We start from the raw sequence: 16,997 nt of genomic DNA on the forward strand, positions 1-16,997 counted from the left end.
AATGTAAAACAGGATTTTCAAAGAACCTGCCATCACTCATAAGTATAAAAATCGAGCCAAAAGAATCAACAGTCATTTTCTGATTGAACGACATGAGATGGGTAATAGGGTTTTGTACATTGTAGAATGGAAAGGACAGCGTGAGCAATTTTGCAACGAGTTCAGTATATTTTTCAGACAAATTTGCAGGTACCGATGAGACCGGAAGAGAAGACACAATTATTGGGCGAGCCGCGGGAGGTCGATATTGTTGCCATCGAGCGGGAATTGGCGAGCCTCTGGAAAAACGCCGCAGAAGATCCTGGTGACGGGAATTCCGCGCCTGTCATCCGGGCATGCGCTCTTAACTTCGTTATCGTTACGGAAGATGACAGCGAGTTGGAAATGCTTGCAGGACTTGTCGACGATGTTACGATTGAGCATCCTGCGCGCATCTTCCTTGTCCACATTGACCGGCTGGCCGGACAACCGGCCCTTGATTCCTGGATTTCCGCCCGATGCACAATGCCGGTTCCCGGTGGTAAGCAAGTCTGTTGCGAGCAGATCACGCTGACCGCTTCGGGTACTGAAATACACAAAATTCCCAGCATTGTCACATCGTTGCTGGTTGCCGACGTTCCGAGCGTGTTGCTCTGGAAACCGTCGTTGGACTCGAACGATGGCATACTTCATTCGCTTCTTCGTGTTGTCAACAAGGTTATCATCGACTCTTCCGAGAATCTCACTCCAGAATCAAGCTTGTTTGAGTGGGAGAAGATCGTCGTCTCTCCCGGCCAGTACGCGACATTCAGCGACCTTGCATGGACTCATCTCACGGAATGGCGTTCGCTTGTCGCCGGCGCGTTCAATCCGCACGAGATGCGCGCAGCGCTTACGGATATCAATTCAGTCAAGCTTGAATATTCATCCACCACCACTCCACGTCACTCGGGGATGAGTCAGGCGTTGTTGTTTGTGAGTTGGCTTGCGCAAAAACTGAACTGGACGCCCCTGGACCGGCTTCGCAAAAGTGACTACGGCAAATATCACGGCAAATTCGGCCACTCGGATCACAGTATTGAGGTGGTAATCAGTCCTGCTTCTATCGGCAATGATTCCCGGGGCGGCATGGAATCTGTTATCATTCAAACACGAGGCAACCTTACGCTGAGATTTGCAACAACGGGGCATGCGGAATGCGTCCGGTTCACAAAACACGATAGCGCATCACCGCCCGATGAACTGCTGACCGTCCGGAGAAGAAAAAGCGAGGCGTTGTTGGTTGCCGAAGAGCTGCAAGTGAATTTTCGCGACACGGGATATGAGGCGGCACTGAACACGTTCACTCACATCTGCACGCTCCCGGCATGAACACACGAGTGTTGTGTTTCGAAAGCGCGGAGGAGCTTCACCGCGCGACGGCAAGCGACATCATTCAGATGCTGAACGGCGCGATTCGGACTTCGGGACAAAGTTCGCTGATGTTGAGCGGAGGGACCACTCCCGGTGCGGTGTACCGGCAACTTGCTTCGAAGCCTCTGCAGTCACAGCTTGACTGGCGTGCCGTGCATGTGTTCTGGGGCGACGAACGATGTGTTCCTCCGACTGAGAAGGAAAGTAACTACCGTATGGCGTACGAGGCACTTCTGGGGCATGTTCCGATTCCCGATCAGAACATTCATCGCATTCGGGGTGAACTCACGCCAACGACTGCCGCAGAGAAATACGAGCAGGAAATAAGGGAGTTCTTTTCTCTCAACAATGATGATCTACCGCGGTTCGATGTCACGTTGTTGGGATTGGGAGAAGACGGCCATACGGCGTCATTGTTTCCCGAAACGACGATCTTGAATGAAGCATCCCTGCTTGTCGCCAATGTATATGTTCCGAAGCTCGATGCCCAACGGATTAGCGTGACGTATCCGGTGTTGAACAACTCCGGAACGGTAACATTCATCGTCACAGGCGGGGGCAAGGCATCAATACTGCGTGATGTACTGGAAGGTGATGCGGACCCCTATCCGGCGGGAAAGATTCGACCGCGAAATGGAAGTCTGTTTTGGTATATTGACAGAGCTGCCGGATCCAAACTCCGCAGTCTGTAGATATCGCGAGAGAATGTCACACACACATCGAAAGAGAAGGCCATGATTCTGACCGGTGATATCGGGGGAACGAAAACCAATCTCGCATGCTTTGCTGTCGAGAACGGTAAACTGAGCCGGGGGCCTGTCAAGAGCTACCCGAGCAAGCAATACTCCTCCCTGACTCTGATTCTCAAGAGTTTCCAGCAGGAGATGTCGGCTACGATCGACATGGCATCATTCGGGATTGCGGGTCCCGTTGTCAACGGCCGATGCACCGCAACGAACTTGCCCTGGATCGTGGATGCGAAGGACATCGCCTCCGCATTCGGCCTGAAGAGAGCCGAACTCATCAACGACCTTGAAGCGACGGCATACGGGACCCTCCGTTTGCAGGAGAATGACAAGTTGATGCTGAACGCGGGTATGCAACAACCGCACGGAGCCATTGCCGTAATCGCGGCAGGAACAGGTTTGGGCGAAGGCGGACTCGTCTGGACAGGCTCACGCTATCAGGCCTTGCCGTCCGAGGGAGGCCATACGGATTTTGCTCCGCGCAATGAAACCGAAATTGAATTGCTTCGCTTTCTTCTCAAAAAATACAAGCGCGTCAGTTACGAACGCGTGATCTCCGGAATGGGAATCGAGAATCTCTATCAATTCTTCCGGACACAAGTGGGATATACCGAACCCGCATGGCTTGCAGACGAAATTGCCTCGGGCGATCCGGCAGCGGCGATTTCCTCCGCAGGCATTGCTGGGAAAGACGAAGCGTGCGTGAAGGCAATGGAGCTGTTTGTCTCACTCTATGCCGCGGAAGCGGCAAACCTCGGACTCAAGCTTCTCTCCACCGGAGGATTGTTCATTGGCGGCGGCATAGCGCCGAAGATTCTGCCGTTGCTTCAGCAATCAACTTTTATTGACTCGTTCACATCGAAGGGACGTTTGTCCGGTGTACTGAAGAACATGCCGGTTCACGTCATACTGAACGATACGATTGCACTCTACGGTGCCGCCCACTATGCACTGACGATGAATGAATAGTCCGATGGTACGGGTTAAGGTAAAAGTCTTCGGTCCGCTGAAGGATATTGTTCAGAAGGATGAAATACTGCTCGACGTGCCGCCGCCGCATACTGGAGATGCCGCGTTTGATGTTCTTGCGCGGCAGTTGCCTGCGTTGCAACAGTGGCGCAACAGTGTTCGTCTTGCCGTCAATTTCGAATACGTATCATTCGATCATGTTGTGAAAGAGAATGATGAGATCAGTTTCATTCCTCCGGTAAGTGGAGGATGAAACCAATTGAAGAAATACAAGCGCAACTTTCTCGTGGGGATATTCCACCTGCTCGGCTTTTGTGAAAGCGGCAGGCCATTGCATATGCAGGTATCACGACAAATTTCCGTTTTGACAAAAATCATTACATTATATCAGCCCGATGAAACAGAATGGATTGATTACTCAAAGAGGAGGTGATGATGTTTGAGTGCAGCGTTTGCGGATCGAACGAATCGGTTCAGAAGCGCGTGAACCAGGTATTCGATGTGGATGGAAAGCCGATTCTTGTTGAGAATATTCCAGCGACTGTGTGCGTCCGGTGCGGCGATGCGACGTTTGATGTTGCTGTGGGAGAGAAGATTCGAACGATGCTGCGCGGAGAATCAAAGCCCGCACGTTCAATTGCCGTCGATGTTTTTGACTATGCGTAGCTGATTGGTTACACACATCATTTGACTGTACAATGGTCTCCCTCACTCCCAATCCCATTGATGTTTCTGCAATTCTCGGCGCCATTCAATCACCGCAGGCAGGCGGCATCGATTGCTTCATCGGCACGGTGCGCAATCACGCACACGGCAAGCGTGTGAAGGGACTCGAATACTCTGCGTACGTTCCGATGGCGGAGAAGATGATGGCGGAGATCGAACAGGATCTCAGAAAGAAATGGATTCTCCATAACGTCACACTTGTGCATCGCATCGGTTCGCTGAACGTAGGAGATGTCGCTGTTGTCACGGCTGTTTCCGCTTCCCACCGCGCTGAAGCATTTGAAGCCTGCCGCTACGCCATCGACCGCATCAAAGAGATTGTGCCGATCTGGAAGAAAGAAATCTACGAAGAAGGACAGGCATGGGTCGTCGGGCAGCATGATGTTGATTTTGTCGGAGGGGGAGAAGGGTGAGCAGGCAACTCATCGACACGTTCGGCCGCGTTGTGACGAACCTTCGCATTTCCGTCACCGATCGATGCAACTTCCGCTGCTCCTACTGCATGCCCGAAGAGGGAATGGAATGGCTGAAGCGGAACCAACTTCTCACCTACGAAGAAATCACGCGTCTCGTTCGCATCTTTGCGTCTCTCGGTATTCACAAAATCCGCCTCACAGGGGGCGAGCCGCTGATGCGCAAAGAAGTGTGGCGGCTTGTCGCGATGCTGAAGAAAGTTGATGGTATCAACGATATTGCGTTGACGACGAACGGCTATTTTCTTGCCGGGCAGGCGCAACGCCTCGCTGACGCCGGGCTGAACCGGATTAACGTGAGTCTCGATTCTCTCTCTCCCGGACTCTTCGCAGATCTCGTCCGGCGGGATTACTTCAGCAAGACGTGGGAAGGAATTGAAGCAGCCGACCGTGCCGGGCTTCATCCGATCAAGCTCAATGTTGTACTCATTCGTGGAGTGAATGATGGCGAGATACTGAAGTTCGCCGAACTCGCCCGGACCCGCGGGTTTGTTATTCGCTTCATCGAATTCATGCCCATCGGAAAGGATGATGGCTGGGCATTGGACAAGGTTGTGCCGACGCACGAAGTTCTTGAGAACATCAATTCCACCTTCCGTCTCATTCCGATGCCGCACCCGAACGGCAAATCGCCCGCCGAGAGGTACATGTTTGCAGACGGCAAAGGCGAAATCGGATTCATCAGCTCGGTCAGTCAACCGTTCTGCGGCGATTGCGACCGCGTTCGCGTGACGAGTGACGGGAAGTTTCGTACGTGTTTGTTCTCACTTGTCGAAACAGATTTGCGCGGAATGCTTCGCGGCGGAGCGGATGATGAAGAGATTGCCGACGCCCTTGTTCATGCGGTGTGGAAGAAAGAAGAGGGTCATCTCATCAACCAACCCGGCTTTGTTCGTCCCGAACGGACAATGAGTCAGATCGGAGGATAGAATCAGACATCAAAGACGGTTGCTTCTGCAAAGAAGGAGTAGTATCATAGCAATGAACACTGCAAAGGGTTATGTATGGAATCTGCAAGCATAAAGGAAGAAGCGAAACGCCTTATTGACAAGCTTCCCGAGAACACAACGTGGGATGATCTGATGTATGAAATCTATGTTCGGCAAGCCGTTGAAGCCGGCCTTGCCGACAGTCTTGCAGGTCGAACCTCCCGTGTTGAAGAAGTCCGCGCCAAATTCAAACTCCCGCAATGACGGTTCATTGGACTGCCACCGCGGAGAGTCACCTTCAGGGGATTCACGACTACATCGCGCAGACATCTCCGCGCTATGCACTCCGGTGGGTTGACAGGCTCACCCGGCGGACTCAACAAATTGCAGTGTTTCCACTATCCGGGCGCGTTGTTCACGGGGCTCGACAGATTCTACCGACCGAATAGCGACATGCAACGGTTCAATGTCATCCCTCTCGATTTTCAGAACCTGCCGGAAGAAGAACAACTCCGACGTGCAAAAGAGTTTCTCGATCTTTGCCGGCGTCGTAGATCGGTGCGGGAGTTTTCAGACAAGCCCGTCTCCCGCGAACTGATTGAGACGATTATCGCCACCGCCGGCACGGCGCCATCCGGCGCGAACAAGCAGCCATGGAAGTTTGTGTTGGTGGACGATCCGAACCTCAAGCGCGAGATTCGTATTGCGGCGGAGAGGGAAGAAAAGGAAAGCTACGAACACCGTATGCCGCAGGATTGGCTCGACGACCTTGAACCGCTCGGCACGGATTGGCACAAGGAGTTTCTGGAAGTTGCGCCCTGCTTGATTGTTGTATTCAAAGAGAAGTACCGGATGGAAGAGGGAAAGCAGAAAAAGAACTACTACGTTGAAGAGTCGGTCGGGATTGCATGCGGATTCCTGCTGGCGGCAATTCACAACGCCGGATTGGCTTCGCTCACGCACACACCAAGCCCGATGAATTTTCTGCGCGACATTCTGCAGCGGCCTGCGAACGAAGTTCCCTACCTTCTCATTCCTGTCGGGTATCCGAAGGAGGGAGTGAAGGTGCCGGACCTTCATCGGAAGAAGCTTGGCGATATCCTCATAACGAATCCTCTCAGAATATTGTGAAAGCTCCCATCGCCGATTCGTCTTGACATTAGTTCCCCGTTTTTGTTACGTGCCGTTGTTGTCCAACGTTCTGTACAAAGGTTCTTGTTCGCACTCTGCGTGAGGTCGATTCTTGAAGCCGATTGTTCACATGCTTCTCACTCTTCTCTACCTGCCGCCTGCTTTTCCTCTTGCTGGTTTTGCACAGATCGAAGGAAGCATAGAAGGAACCATCCGGCAAACAAAAACAGCCCTGCCGATTGTTGGTGCCAATGCCGTGGTTGTTGATTTGCAGCGAGGCGCCGTGTCAGACTCTGCCGGTTCTTTCCGTATCAACGGCATACCTGCAGGCAGGTATACTCTGCAAATCTCTTCCATCGGTTACCGCGCTAAGAGGATAAGACTGGTTGGCATCAATCCCGGTCTTCGAACAAGAATTGAAATCGAACTTGACGAAACCCCGATTGAGCTTGATGCAGTGCAGGTTATCGCCGAGCGCCCGCCCATTCTGAAAGATGTGGTGGGAACCACGCATGCTGTTTCACAAGAACAGATCGAGGCACTGCCGGTCTCTTCCTTTGCAGACGTTGTCGGCTTGCAGCCCGGCATTACGAGCGATCTCCACGTGCGCGGAGGGAAGACTTCGGAGGTAGTCTATCTTGTCGACGGCCTCCCGATTCAAGATTTGATTGGCGGAGGAGCAGGAAGTGACATCCCTAAAAGTTCCATCGCAGGATTGCTTGTTCAGACTGGCGGTTACGAGGCAGAGCATGGCAACGCTCTTTCGGGTGTCGTGAACGTTGTGACGCGCAGAGGCGGCGATAGCCATGAGGTTCTCTTGCGCGCCGAGAAGGATAACCTCTTCGGGGGCAAGCAGGTGAATCGTGCACATGATGTTGAGCTTTCGGCAAGTGGACCGATAGCGCTTAACGAATTCTACTACTTTGCCTCGGCACGGTTTCAGTACACGGATACGCGCTACTGGCAAGACTTTCGGCGGTTCTTTTCATCGCCGATTTCACGGCAGTGCACGGGCTTTGGAAAAGTGGACTACCGTGGTTCTCCGACAATCCGCCTCTCTGCCCAGTTGTTATATTCCCTTCGCGATTGGCGTGATTACGAATTCAGTTGGCGTTTCAATCTCACCGGCCTTCCGCCCCGCAACCGTAATTCCTACAGGACGGCAGTTCTCTTCTCCCACACACCTTCCACTACAACGACATACTCCGTTACACTCAGCCGGTATTGGCTGAACACAAGAATCGGGGGCGACAGGAATGCCATTGACACGACACTCTACGAGTACGATTTCTTTCTGCAATACATCCTGCACGGCAATCGCTCCTGGTGGGCGGAGTCGAAGCAAACAGTGTACACGCTGAAAGGCGATCTTGACCATCAGTTGGGAGATCAGCATTTGATGAAGGCCGGAGTGGAAATGAATATGTATTCGATCACCTCCGATGTGGTGCGGTACGAACCTCGTCTGAATGTCTTCGGCAAGCCCTTCGTGAGCAAACCTCTCTTGAACTACAGTACCGACTACAGCTACCGTCCGTATTCGGGCAGCGCTTATGTACAGGACAAAGTTGAGTTACGAAAAGACGGCATGCTTCTCAGTGTGGGATTGCGGTATGACTTTCTCGATCCGACCGCTGAGCGGCCCGCCACCGAACTGGCGCAAACCGGGCAGGATGAATTCGAGACGAAAATTACACACTATGTTCCGGCACGACGGAAACAGTACTTCAGCCCGCGCATCGGCTTCGCCGCGCCGTTTGCGGAGAACGGCTATCTGTTTGTGAACTACGGGCATTTTGTTCAATTCCCGCTCTTCGATTATCTCTATTCGGGATTGAACAATGTCAGTTTGCGCAAAGGCGTCGGTGTGTTGATAGGCAACCCCGATCTTGAAGCCGAGAAAACGAAAGCGTGGGAGATCAGCATCAAGTACGCACTGCACAACGAGATTGTTTTTTCCGCAACCTACTTCGACAAGACAACCTACAATCAGATTGATGTCAAGACGTTCATTCCCTCAAATGCAAGAATTGCCGGCGACTACGGCTTCGCCGAGTTCGTGAATAACCCGTATGCAAAAGCGACCGGGCTCGAGTTGACGATTGCTCGAGAAAAAAGAAGTTGGCTCACCGGCTCGCTTTCTTACACCATTATGCAGGCGGAAGGGCTCTCTCAAGATGCACGGCAAGGGTTGAGTTACTATCAATGGGGCTTACAGATACCAGCAAGGCTTTTTCCCTTGAGTTGGGATGAGCGCCACAACATCAAGCTCGTCGCAAACATGTCGCTGCCCTGGGATGTCAACATCAACATCAATTGGAGTTTTCATTCGGGCAGGCCCTTTACCTACTATCCTACGACCGACGGATTCACGCCGCTCGATTCGACAATAAAATTCCAGCCGAACAACCGGAGCATGACCGAATACAGCCAGGTGGATGTAAAGGCTTCGAAGACTTTTGCATCGTTGACCGATTTCTTTCGGCTGACGGTGTTCGTTGACGTTCGGAATTTGCTCAACAAAGAAAATGTGTTGTGGGTTGATTCAAGCGGGAAGATCGGCGGTGAACTTGGAGACATTTCGGCATTCAGCCAGCCGAGACGTACAACTATCGGCGTTCGCTTAGAATTGTAGATCTATCGCATATGTGCAAGGTCAATATCGCTTCTGCTTTAGTACTTCCATTTGTTATTGTTACGAGCCTCTTTGCACAGGGAGGTGGATTGTATGTTCCTTCCAATGTTTTTGGACGAACAACTGTTGCAAGCAACTTCGAAATGAGGGTCTACAATGATGGAGTCATCGCCACAAACCTGCGGGTGCGGGACGATTTCGACAGTATATGGCCGCGTCGTAGAGGAGAGCGCTTTGTTGTGTTCACTCTGTGGGACGTCGGCCAATGTGGCATTTTGCTTGCAGGCAAGAGGGCAGGACGAAAAGTAGTTTCCTCACACAATACTGCAATAGGCATTACAGGCGGGTTTGTACGTCATAAGAACAAGTTTGTACCGGGCACAGTTGGTGATCCTAATGCGGGAATCGACACAGCATTTAATGGAGTGGGTTGGAAATACTCTGATGATCCCAACTATGTTGTGTATAGCAGCAAAGACTTTGATAGCAGAGGAATAGACCTAAGCGGCAGCAACTTTCCCGATTGGCCGATACGTTCCGTAAACGGCGGGCCCGCGTATATTCGGAATACACTTGAACGTTCCCGCTACCAACCTCTCTTTCGTTCAGACGAGGACCTGTTTTGTGTATATAAGGACACCGAGACTCAAGCGGATCCTGAATACATGGGAAGATATGCAAATCAGGAAACCACGAGCGTCCCAATCGGTATAGAAGTCCGGCAAATGATTCATTCATGGAAGTCCTCTCCTTTGAATGACGTGTTGATAATCACTTATGAGATACACAATAAGTCCACCGAGCCTCTTGACAGTTCATACGTCGGATTTCAGATATGGCCTTTCGTAATGAGATCAATTGCCCCGGTGCCTGTTTCACGCGATTCGAACGTCATTGTCTATTTCAGCGATGATCCATCAAGGAATCTCGGGTATCAATATAATCCTGCATTAAGAGAAGATTCAACTACTCTGAACCCATATCTCGGCATCGGAATGCTGGAAACTCCAAGAAACCAAACGGGTGAGCAGAACGGAATGAAGTTCTGGACAGAGGATATCTATCATAACATGTACAATCGGCCACGTTCACACTTTACAGATGTGTACAGGTACGACTATATCGCCCGAGACAGTATTGAAAGAGTCAGGCATCTATTTGAAGGACAAGGACAACCGATTCACAATTCCATTTTTACGGGCAGCGGGCCTTTCAGGATGCTCCCCGGCGATTCGATTACATTCGCTGTCGCTTTGATGGTCGGTAATGGTTTGAGCAACCTTCTGCGCATTCACGACTTGGTGCGCCGCGCCTATTCCAACAATCTTTTCTTACCGCAACCTCCAACCGATCCAACACTCTCGTGTACAGCACTCGATGGGGCAATTCACCTCGTGTGGGACGATGCCGCTGAACGGTCGACAGACCCCATCGTGCCCGACTCACTGGGGCGACCGTTTCTCGGTTATCGGCTGTACCGTGCCCGCACGATCGAGGGGCCATACTACAAACTCAAGGAGTGGCAGATCGGAAGAGACTCCCTTGTACACGAGTATCTCGACAGGGGAACCGATGGCAACGACCCGACGATTCCCGTAGGTACAACGTTGCTGAATAACGTAAGTTACTTCTATAAACTTACAGCCTACGACGAAGGTGCGTCGAGCCTGAGCTTGCAATCCATGGAGAGCAATGGAAAAATCGTTGAAGCACGCCCCGGCGCCCGGCCACGGGTGGCGGGAGATGTTAGTGAAATCCGCATCGTGCCCAACCCGTACCTCGTGTCGCATCAAGGACAACGGAGCGTTGACCAGCCGGTCATTTACTTCAACTATCTGCCGGAAGAGTGTGTGATTCGCATATACACAGTCGGGTTGGATTTGGTGAGAGTAATAGAGCACAATGGTGGAGCAGCGGCAACGTGGGATTTGCGAACCGAATCGGGGCAACAGGTAGCAAGCCAGTTGTACATTGCACACATTACCACGCCGGAAGGGAAAACAGCAATACGGAAATTTGCCGTCATGATTGGAGAATGAGACACTCCCACACTGTAAATATCTTATTGAGTACGCTGACGGCAACTTCTCTTTTCGGCCAAACACTTCCCCAGCCAACCCTACGGGCAACGGCGCTTGAACACGCCGTTCTCGTCCTCTGGGATTCCACTGCTCAGAGTTCAAATGCCTTTACCGGCTATCGTCTCTATCGTGGAAGGGTAATCAGTGGACCTTATGCGATGATTCGCGAATGGAAGAGAACCATACAGGGTTCCATCTCTAACCAATTCTTCGACATCGGAGATGACAACGGAGACGGAACTGTCACACTTGACGAACGGCTCAAGAATAATGTCGAATATTATTATCGTGTGTCTGCGTTTTCAGATAGCTCGTACAATCCGCCGAGACCATTCATCGAATCGGTATCGCAGGTTGTTTCCGCTACTCCGGTTCCTGCTGCAAGAGACGTCATGAACGGCACGATCTCGTTAGTCGAGGAGTCGGGCGCAAGAGGCGACATAGGCGTTCCGCGTTTTGAAGTAACAAATGTCGGCAACTTCGATCGTTTGCATGCGGGTCATCGACTGACCGTTGCCGTCTCTACGATCAGCACCGGTTCAAGCTACCTCTTTCCCGTGACTGTCTCCGATGGTGCCTATCCGGGAGAATCCAGGTTCATCATGGACTTTTCACTTTCATCCGCAGGCGACTCGGTTTCTCCGGGAATTCGTCAGGGAACGTTCGCGAAAGATAATCTCTTCGATTTCGGTTCGCTCGCGGTAATGTTCAATTGGAGATTCGAACAACTCAGAAACCCTATCGGTTTAGACAGTGCCTATCTTGCCGTTCGTCGCAACGATTCGACTGACACTCCCATCATTTATCGAGACACGGTAGTAGCACCGTATGTAGGAGTTCTCTCGCGGATGCGAACGTTGGGAGAGATGGAGTATGAAATTGAGTTTCTTCCCGGCGGGATTGACACAGTCAATCTCTCGTCAAACCGTCTGTTCCACTATTTGAATGTTGGAATCAGAGAACGGAAAACCGGGCGGGAACTACGACCCGGAGGAGTCCCCGGCTCGCAGGAGGTCCCCGACATCGGTCAGTGGACAGTATCACGGTGGGGGTTTGACGCTGCAACCGGCGCAAGCATAGACACACGTCGCGCCGTTAATCGCTATTATGTTGCAACGACGCTGGATAGTGCGACCTCCTATATTTTCTCTAACGCATTCTATATTGAAGGAACGCGCTTCGTCTGTGATTATGCAGATCAAGGGCGCGGCATCGGAAGACCGTGGCCAAGGGTTGGACGAAGGGGAACCCGCGACTTTAGCGTCGGAGACAAGATCATTGTTGTTGTTTCCGGAGGTGTGCGCGGTGTGTTGCCGTTTGATGCGGTATACTCCTTCGCTGTCGGCCAACCCTCGAAAAATCCGGGGACGTCATCAATGCTCAATGACATCCGCATTGTGCCCAACCCGTACATTGTCCGCCACGAAGCACAACGATTTCCATCTGAAAGAAGGCTGCTATTCCAGTATTTGCCGGAGGAGTGTACGATCAGGATATATTCGTTGGGGCTTGAACTCGTGAGGACGTTGTACCATCAAGGAGGAGGCGGTGAAGAGTGGAATCTTCTGAACGAGAAAGGGAGTCTTGTGGCAAGCCAACTGTTCATAGCCCATATCGAAACCCCAAACGGTGCGGCAGTTACGAAGAAGTTTGCAGTGATTACAGGAGAATGAGAGTGAAGCACGCTGTTATAATGACTTTATTGCTCGTGACGCTCTTGAGTGGTTGCGACGAACAACTCCCGTCGTACCAAGAGCCGAAAGATGTTCTTGCAGCCTTTCTACAGAAGACGACGGGTGATACGGTTACCGTCGTTATCGATTCACTGGAACGATTTCTTGGCAGCGAACCAACCCGACTTCGCGTTTATGTACAGAACAGACATATTCAACTTCTCGAGGGAGCACAACTCATCAACGGCAAAATCAATCTGTTTTCATTTGTTCCATTGCCGCGGGCGGCTTCTCTTTCACTTGGGCGAAGCAATCTTTTTTCACCGCCGATTTTTCAACAACATGTAGCGCTTCCTCCGGGTGATTCTGCAAAGCTCGAGATCGGGTGGTCTCATACCGTTATCGGCGGAGGTCGTTTGTATGACAGTCTTCAATACACAGAACGCTATCAGGGCACGACGCGAATCCGAACCTTCGCACCGATCTCGATTACGGCGGAGGGTGAGATACAGATTTTCGAACGTGTTCAGGCGGTTCCCTTGAAGCCCATAACGTTTACACTCGTTATTCAAGAATTGCGGCTTGGCGCCCAATGAAGGAGGAAGTTTCATGAAAACCAAAACGTCCATAAAGCCGCGATTCATAACCGCAATTTCTTCGTTCGTGCTTCTGTTGTTCCACGTCTTTGCGCATGGGCAAACGGGCGTCAACAACTCCGGTGCGTCGGGCGCCCAGTTTTTGACAATAGGTGTCGGTGCACGCGCCATGGGCATGGGTGGTGCCTATACAACGATCGCCGATGATCCCACAGCCCTCTATTGGAATCCTGCAGGTATATCGCGTATCGACCGCACGGCATTCGTTGCAACACACACGAACTGGGTTGCCGATATTGCGCATGACTTTGCCGGACTGGTGTTTCCGTTGTCATCGCAATTCAAAGTCGGCGCGGGCGTCATTCTCTTAAACTCCGGCGATATCGAAATCACGACGATTGAACAGCCAAGGGGAACGGGTCAGACGTACACGGCGAAGGACCTGGCGGCGATTGCAGCAGTCGGGTGGGCAGCGACAGAACAGCTTTCGTTTGGAGCGTCCCTCAAGTATTTGAGGAATGAAATCTACTCTCTCTCGTCTTCGGGCATTGCATTCGACGCAGGGACACAGTTCAATACCGAGTTTCACGGGCTGCACGTCGCTCTGTCGGTCTCGAACCTCAGCGCAAAACGTAATTTCTCCGGCCCGGGTCTTGAGTTTCAGCAAGTCCCGCCCTTTCCCGGAGCCGATCCGATCCGTGCATCATACTACAATACACCGTTTGCTTTGCCTTTGACCTATCGTGCGGGAGTCGCCTCGGAACTCTTTGAAGCTTTCGGACAGAAGAGTGAGAGCCAGCGCCTGCTCGTCGCAGTTGATGTTGCACAGACTTCCGATAACCCTGAGAAATTTCACATCGGTGCGGAGTACGCATGGAACAACACTCTCATCCTCCGGTCGGGGTATATCTTCAATGCTGTAGAGCTTGGGCTGAATCTTGGATTGGGAGTCCGTTGGAATTCAATCTCGTGGGCCATCTACGCCGACTATGCTTTTGCGGACATTCAGCGCTTTTCAAGCGGCCACAGATTTAGCATCGGGATCGTGCTCTGAGACTCAAAAGCCTGATCACAATGCTCAGGCTTTCGGACTTTGGAAACACATCTCTTACTTCATGTTGCCGTCAATGCTGCACAAACTCCTTCTTCCTCTTCAGCACCTGTCCCGCTTTCCACTCCGATACAGAGTACCAGTGCGGTGACGCGGAAGTGCGAACCTCATACTTGCCATCCGATCGTTTGTAGAAGTGAAGTTGTGTCCCTGATACCTCGATCACGGCGGCGAGATCTTTCGCCGTTGTTTCGGGGGAAGAAAGGAACTCATCGGTTTGGAAGCTTGAGAGGTAGTTGAGGAACGTAACAACCGCCGATCCAACAGAGTCGCTGCCGATCGCCCAGTTCACGCTGTCCTTTCGCACGAGAACGAATGTCGTATCGGCGGAGCCGCGCTGTGCGGGATAACGGAACTTCACTTCGTTGATGGTACTCTGATCGGCCTTGAAGATAGTTTTGTCGCGCCAAATATCCGGCTCCTTGATGAAGGTCGGGCCGAGCGTGCCGCTCACCGTGTACACATTGTCCGAGCCTTCGAGACGGGCGTAGGTCTCCGTCCAGTTTGTCGCCGGCTTGCCGATTCTGACCGATGCGACACGGTTGTTGTTGGCAAACAGGTTCACCAGGGTTCCCGTCGAATCGACGGCGTACACATGCTGCTTTTCAGGATTGGTGGAGATGAGTCCCGTGACGTTCATCTCCTTCCCCTTGCCGACAGCGGATGTCACGCCCGCTTCATCGGCGGGGTAGTTGAAGGGCGACGTCACCATCCATTTGCCCGCTTGCTTCTCCAGCACCACGGTATTGGTGTTTGCAAAGATTTCAAGCTTGTCAACCGAGGCCGAGTCGTACTTCACCAGCGGATCGCCGACTGATGAGGCACGGCTTTGTTCTCCTTCTTGCTGGAGAACGAAATACGTCCCGACGGCAAGCAGTACAAAGATACCGATCAGAATTGTTGTGTTGCGTTTCATACTCTTCCTTCGTTGAATCGGACTTCGAGGATCAGAATGTCGATGTTTCGAGAGCTTTCTTCTTTGCCTTCCGCATCTGCCATCTCAACAGACCATATCCCAACACAAGAAGCGGCGGCACAATCATGTTGCCGAATTTGTACATCTTCTTCGAGCCGTCCGACACTTGCTCAAGCGGCGGCAGAGAAACATCTTTCGAGCGGATCGTGATCAATCCGGCATCATCAACGAGATAGTCGATCATGTTGGCAAAGAGATTCAGGTTGTCGCGTCCGCCGAGGAATTGATCCTTTGCAAAATCACCATCACCCACGAGAATGATCCGTGTGTCGGAACTCTGCGCGAGCTTTTGTCCGGGCTGCGGAATAACTTCATCGCTTGTGTCATGCGGGATCGGCTTGTCGGCATAGAAACTGGAAAACTGTCCGCTTACAACGGCGGCAAGCGGAATACCCGACTCCGTGAACATATCCTGCGTGTAGCGCGCCATCGGATCGAAGTAGAACACCTGCGTTTGCCGCCCGCTTTGCTTCGATGAACGGATGAGAATCTCCCCCTTCAATCCCCGCGCAGCAAGATTTGTGGTATCAATCGAACTCACGAAAAACAACACAATGCTCTGGAGGTTCTTCACCATCGTGTTGTCTTTGCTTACGTCGCTGGCAATGGGGATGTACGGGAACTGCACCTGGCTTTGAATCGAGAAGCCGCCTTGCTGCTGGACGATGTTGATGGGGGCGCATTGCACATCACGTACGAGGTCGGGGTTGATGCGAAGCCCGTAATGTTCCAGCATATCCTCCAGCTTCAGGTCGAGTGTGCGGCCGAACTGCTGTTGCAGGTTTGCGTCAACTTTGTTCAGGAGGAACGCAACCTTCCCGCCACGCATAATGTACTGATCGATTTGATATTTTACGGCTTCAGAAAATGCATTCTGCGGAGCCATCACAATCAGCGCCGCGACGTCGTGCCCGACCGGCCCCTTGCCGATGTCGGCGGTTTCAACAATATACTGGCGCGAAAGCAGTTGCTGTGCCCGCTGCAATTCCTGCAACGCGGGTTCGCCTTGCCCCGTCAGGAAAGCAATCTTCTTCTGCGATTTGGATGTCAGTCGCTTGATAGTGCTGCTCAGATCATACTCAAGTGTTGAAGTGTTTTGGATAACGGGAATGACTTCCTTCTTGTCCTCAAACAACATCACCATTCCCATGTAGCCGCGTTTCACTTCGAGCTTGTCGTCGTTGATCACCTGAACCTGCACAGGCTGAATCCCCTGTTGCTGCGCTTCCTGCTCTCCCTTCTCGCCCGACGGATCGATGAACTCGAATTGCAGATTGCCCTGTGAGTAGGCCTTGTATTCGTTGAGTTGATCAAGAACGGTTCGGCGAACATTGTTGTACGGCGGGGGAAGTTCCTCCGTGAAGTACGCCTTGATGGTCAGCCGGTCGTCGAGCGATTTGACGAGATTCTTGCTCGCGTCGGAGAGCGTGTAGAGATTGTTCTTCGTGAAATCCAATCTCCCGAACATTCTGATGGAAATGACGTTCACGAGAATGAGAATGACGGCAACGATGCCGACTCTCATGAGTGTTTGCGATTTGAGATTTTTGTTGGACATG

17 protein-coding genes are annotated in these 16,997 nt (G+C 52.0%); 15 read left to right on the forward strand and 2 right to left on the reverse strand.

Annotated features, from left to right (window positions below):
- The first annotated feature begins 195 nt into the window (after positions 1 to 195).
- From KF749_08980 to KF749_09050, 15 genes are all read left to right on the forward strand, one after another.
- A complete protein-coding gene (locus KF749_08980) occupies positions 196 to 1,350 on the forward strand; it encodes a glucose-6-phosphate dehydrogenase assembly protein OpcA (GenBank protein ID MBX2991290.1) in 1,155 nt (384 codons plus the stop codon).
- Positions 1,347 to 2,084: a 6-phosphogluconolactonase gene (gene pgl, locus KF749_08985; GenBank protein ID MBX2991291.1), complete on the forward strand. Its 738-nt coding sequence runs from the start codon at positions 1,347 to 1,349 to the stop codon at positions 2,082 to 2,084. The genes KF749_08980 and pgl overlap by 4 nt, the downstream gene beginning before the upstream one ends.
- A 42-nt stretch (positions 2,085 to 2,126) precedes the next feature.
- A complete protein-coding gene (locus tag KF749_08990; GenBank protein MBX2991292.1) occupies positions 2,127 to 3,107 on the forward strand; it encodes a glucokinase in 981 nt (326 codons plus the stop codon).
- 4 nt (positions 3,108 to 3,111) lie between these two features.
- On the forward strand, positions 3,112 to 3,360 hold the full coding sequence (locus KF749_08995; GenBank protein ID MBX2991293.1) for a MoaD/ThiS family protein: 249 nt from the start codon (positions 3,112 to 3,114) through the stop codon (positions 3,358 to 3,360).
- A gap of 182 nt (positions 3,361 to 3,542) precedes the next feature.
- A complete protein-coding gene (locus tag KF749_09000) occupies positions 3,543 to 3,773 on the forward strand; it encodes a YgiT-type zinc finger protein (protein MBX2991294.1) in 231 nt (76 codons plus the stop codon).
- Positions 3,774 to 3,805: 32 nt separating this feature from the next.
- The gene (locus KF749_09005) at positions 3,806 to 4,246 is read left to right on the forward strand and encodes a molybdenum cofactor biosynthesis protein MoaE (GenBank protein MBX2991295.1); all 441 of its coding nucleotides are present in this window, start codon (positions 3,806 to 3,808) and stop codon (positions 4,244 to 4,246) included.
- Positions 4,243 to 5,235 carry a GTP 3',8-cyclase MoaA gene (gene moaA / locus KF749_09010; GenBank protein ID MBX2991296.1) on the forward strand — a complete coding sequence of 331 codons (993 nt, stop codon included), beginning with the start codon at positions 4,243 to 4,245 and terminating at the stop codon, positions 5,233 to 5,235. The genes KF749_09005 and moaA overlap by 4 nt, the downstream gene beginning before the upstream one ends.
- A 75-nt stretch (positions 5,236 to 5,310) precedes the next feature.
- Entirely contained in the window at positions 5,311 to 5,499 is a 189-nt protein-coding gene (locus KF749_09015; protein ID MBX2991297.1) for a hypothetical protein, read from the forward strand.
- Positions 5,496 to 5,684 (forward strand): type II toxin-antitoxin system RelE/ParE family toxin, encoded by a 189-nt coding sequence (locus tag KF749_09020; protein MBX2991298.1) that lies wholly within the window; start codon positions 5,496 to 5,498, stop codon positions 5,682 to 5,684. Before KF749_09015 ends, KF749_09020 begins: the two co-directional genes overlap by 4 nt.
- Positions 5,685 to 5,688: 4 nt before the next feature.
- Positions 5,689 to 6,366: a nitroreductase family protein gene (locus tag KF749_09025; GenBank protein MBX2991299.1), complete on the forward strand. Its 678-nt coding sequence runs from the start codon at positions 5,689 to 5,691 to the stop codon at positions 6,364 to 6,366.
- 130 nt (positions 6,367 to 6,496) lie between these two features.
- Entirely contained in the window at positions 6,497 to 9,001 is a 2,505-nt protein-coding gene (locus tag KF749_09030) for a TonB-dependent receptor (protein MBX2991300.1), read from the forward strand.
- 143 nt (positions 9,002 to 9,144) lie between these two features.
- Positions 9,145 to 11,040 (forward strand): hypothetical protein, encoded by a 1,896-nt coding sequence (locus KF749_09035; protein MBX2991301.1) that lies wholly within the window; start codon positions 9,145 to 9,147, stop codon positions 11,038 to 11,040.
- Complete coding sequence (locus KF749_09040) at positions 11,037 to 12,755, forward strand: hypothetical protein (protein MBX2991302.1); 1,719 nt, start codon at positions 11,037 to 11,039, stop codon at positions 12,753 to 12,755. Before KF749_09035 ends, KF749_09040 begins: the two co-directional genes overlap by 4 nt.
- Positions 12,756 to 12,757: 2 nt before the next feature.
- Positions 12,758 to 13,351, forward strand: coding sequence for a hypothetical protein (locus KF749_09045; GenBank protein MBX2991303.1), 594 nt, complete (start codon positions 12,758 to 12,760; stop codon positions 13,349 to 13,351).
- A gap of 13 nt (positions 13,352 to 13,364) precedes the next feature.
- Positions 13,365 to 14,405, forward strand: coding sequence for a PorV/PorQ family protein (locus KF749_09050; protein ID MBX2991304.1), 1,041 nt, complete (start codon positions 13,365 to 13,367; stop codon positions 14,403 to 14,405).
- A gap of 70 nt (positions 14,406 to 14,475) precedes the next feature.
- Here KF749_09050 and KF749_09055 read toward each other — a convergent pair whose 3' ends face one another.
- Together KF749_09055 and KF749_09060 are read right to left on the reverse strand one after the other, a co-directional pair.
- The gene (locus KF749_09055) at positions 14,476 to 15,378 is read right to left on the reverse strand and encodes a DUF4340 domain-containing protein (GenBank protein ID MBX2991305.1); all 903 of its coding nucleotides are present in this window, start codon (positions 15,376 to 15,378) and stop codon (positions 14,476 to 14,478) included.
- Positions 15,379 to 15,409: 31 nt separating this feature from the next.
- Positions 15,410 to 16,996: a Gldg family protein gene (locus KF749_09060; protein MBX2991306.1), complete on the reverse strand. Its 1,587-nt coding sequence runs from the start codon at positions 16,994 to 16,996 to the stop codon at positions 15,410 to 15,412.
- Position 16,997 lies beyond the last annotated feature (1 nt).

This window comes from Bacteroidota bacterium, assembly GCA_019637975.1.
Classification (GTDB): Bacteria; Bacteroidota; Ignavibacteria; order UBA10030; family UBA6906; genus CAADGV01.

Excerpts from the sequence above, each read along its gene's own strand:
- KF749_08990 (MBX2991292.1), top strand. The coding sequence starts at position 2,127 with ATGATTCTGACCGGTGATATCGGGGGAACGAAAACCAATCTCGCATGC.
- KF749_09060 (MBX2991306.1), bottom strand. The coding sequence starts at position 16,996 with ATGTCCAACAAAAATCTCAAATCGCAAACACTCATGAGAGTCGGCATC.
- KF749_09020 (MBX2991298.1), top strand. The coding sequence starts at position 5,496 with ATGACGGTTCATTGGACTGCCACCGCGGAGAGTCACCTTCAGGGGATT.
- pgl (MBX2991291.1), top strand. The coding sequence starts at position 1,347 with ATGAACACACGAGTGTTGTGTTTCGAAAGCGCGGAGGAGCTTCACCGC.
- KF749_09030 (MBX2991300.1), top strand. The coding sequence starts at position 6,497 with ATGCTTCTCACTCTTCTCTACCTGCCGCCTGCTTTTCCTCTTGCTGGT.
- KF749_08980 (MBX2991290.1), top strand. The coding sequence starts at position 196 with ATGAGACCGGAAGAGAAGACACAATTATTGGGCGAGCCGCGGGAGGTC.
- KF749_09015 (MBX2991297.1), top strand. The coding sequence starts at position 5,311 with ATGGAATCTGCAAGCATAAAGGAAGAAGCGAAACGCCTTATTGACAAG.
- KF749_09005 (MBX2991295.1), top strand. The coding sequence starts at position 3,806 with ATGGTCTCCCTCACTCCCAATCCCATTGATGTTTCTGCAATTCTCGGC.
- KF749_08995 (MBX2991293.1), top strand. The coding sequence starts at position 3,112 with ATGGTACGGGTTAAGGTAAAAGTCTTCGGTCCGCTGAAGGATATTGTT.
- KF749_09000 (MBX2991294.1), top strand. The coding sequence starts at position 3,543 with ATGTTTGAGTGCAGCGTTTGCGGATCGAACGAATCGGTTCAGAAGCGC.
- KF749_09025 (MBX2991299.1), top strand. The coding sequence starts at position 5,689 with ATGCAACGGTTCAATGTCATCCCTCTCGATTTTCAGAACCTGCCGGAA.
- KF749_09040 (MBX2991302.1), top strand. The coding sequence starts at position 11,037 with ATGAGACACTCCCACACTGTAAATATCTTATTGAGTACGCTGACGGCA.
- KF749_09055 (MBX2991305.1), bottom strand. The coding sequence starts at position 15,378 with ATGAAACGCAACACAACAATTCTGATCGGTATCTTTGTACTGCTTGCC.
- KF749_09050 (MBX2991304.1), top strand. The coding sequence starts at position 13,365 with ATGAAAACCAAAACGTCCATAAAGCCGCGATTCATAACCGCAATTTCT.
- KF749_09035 (MBX2991301.1), top strand. The coding sequence starts at position 9,145 with ATGAGGGTCTACAATGATGGAGTCATCGCCACAAACCTGCGGGTGCGG.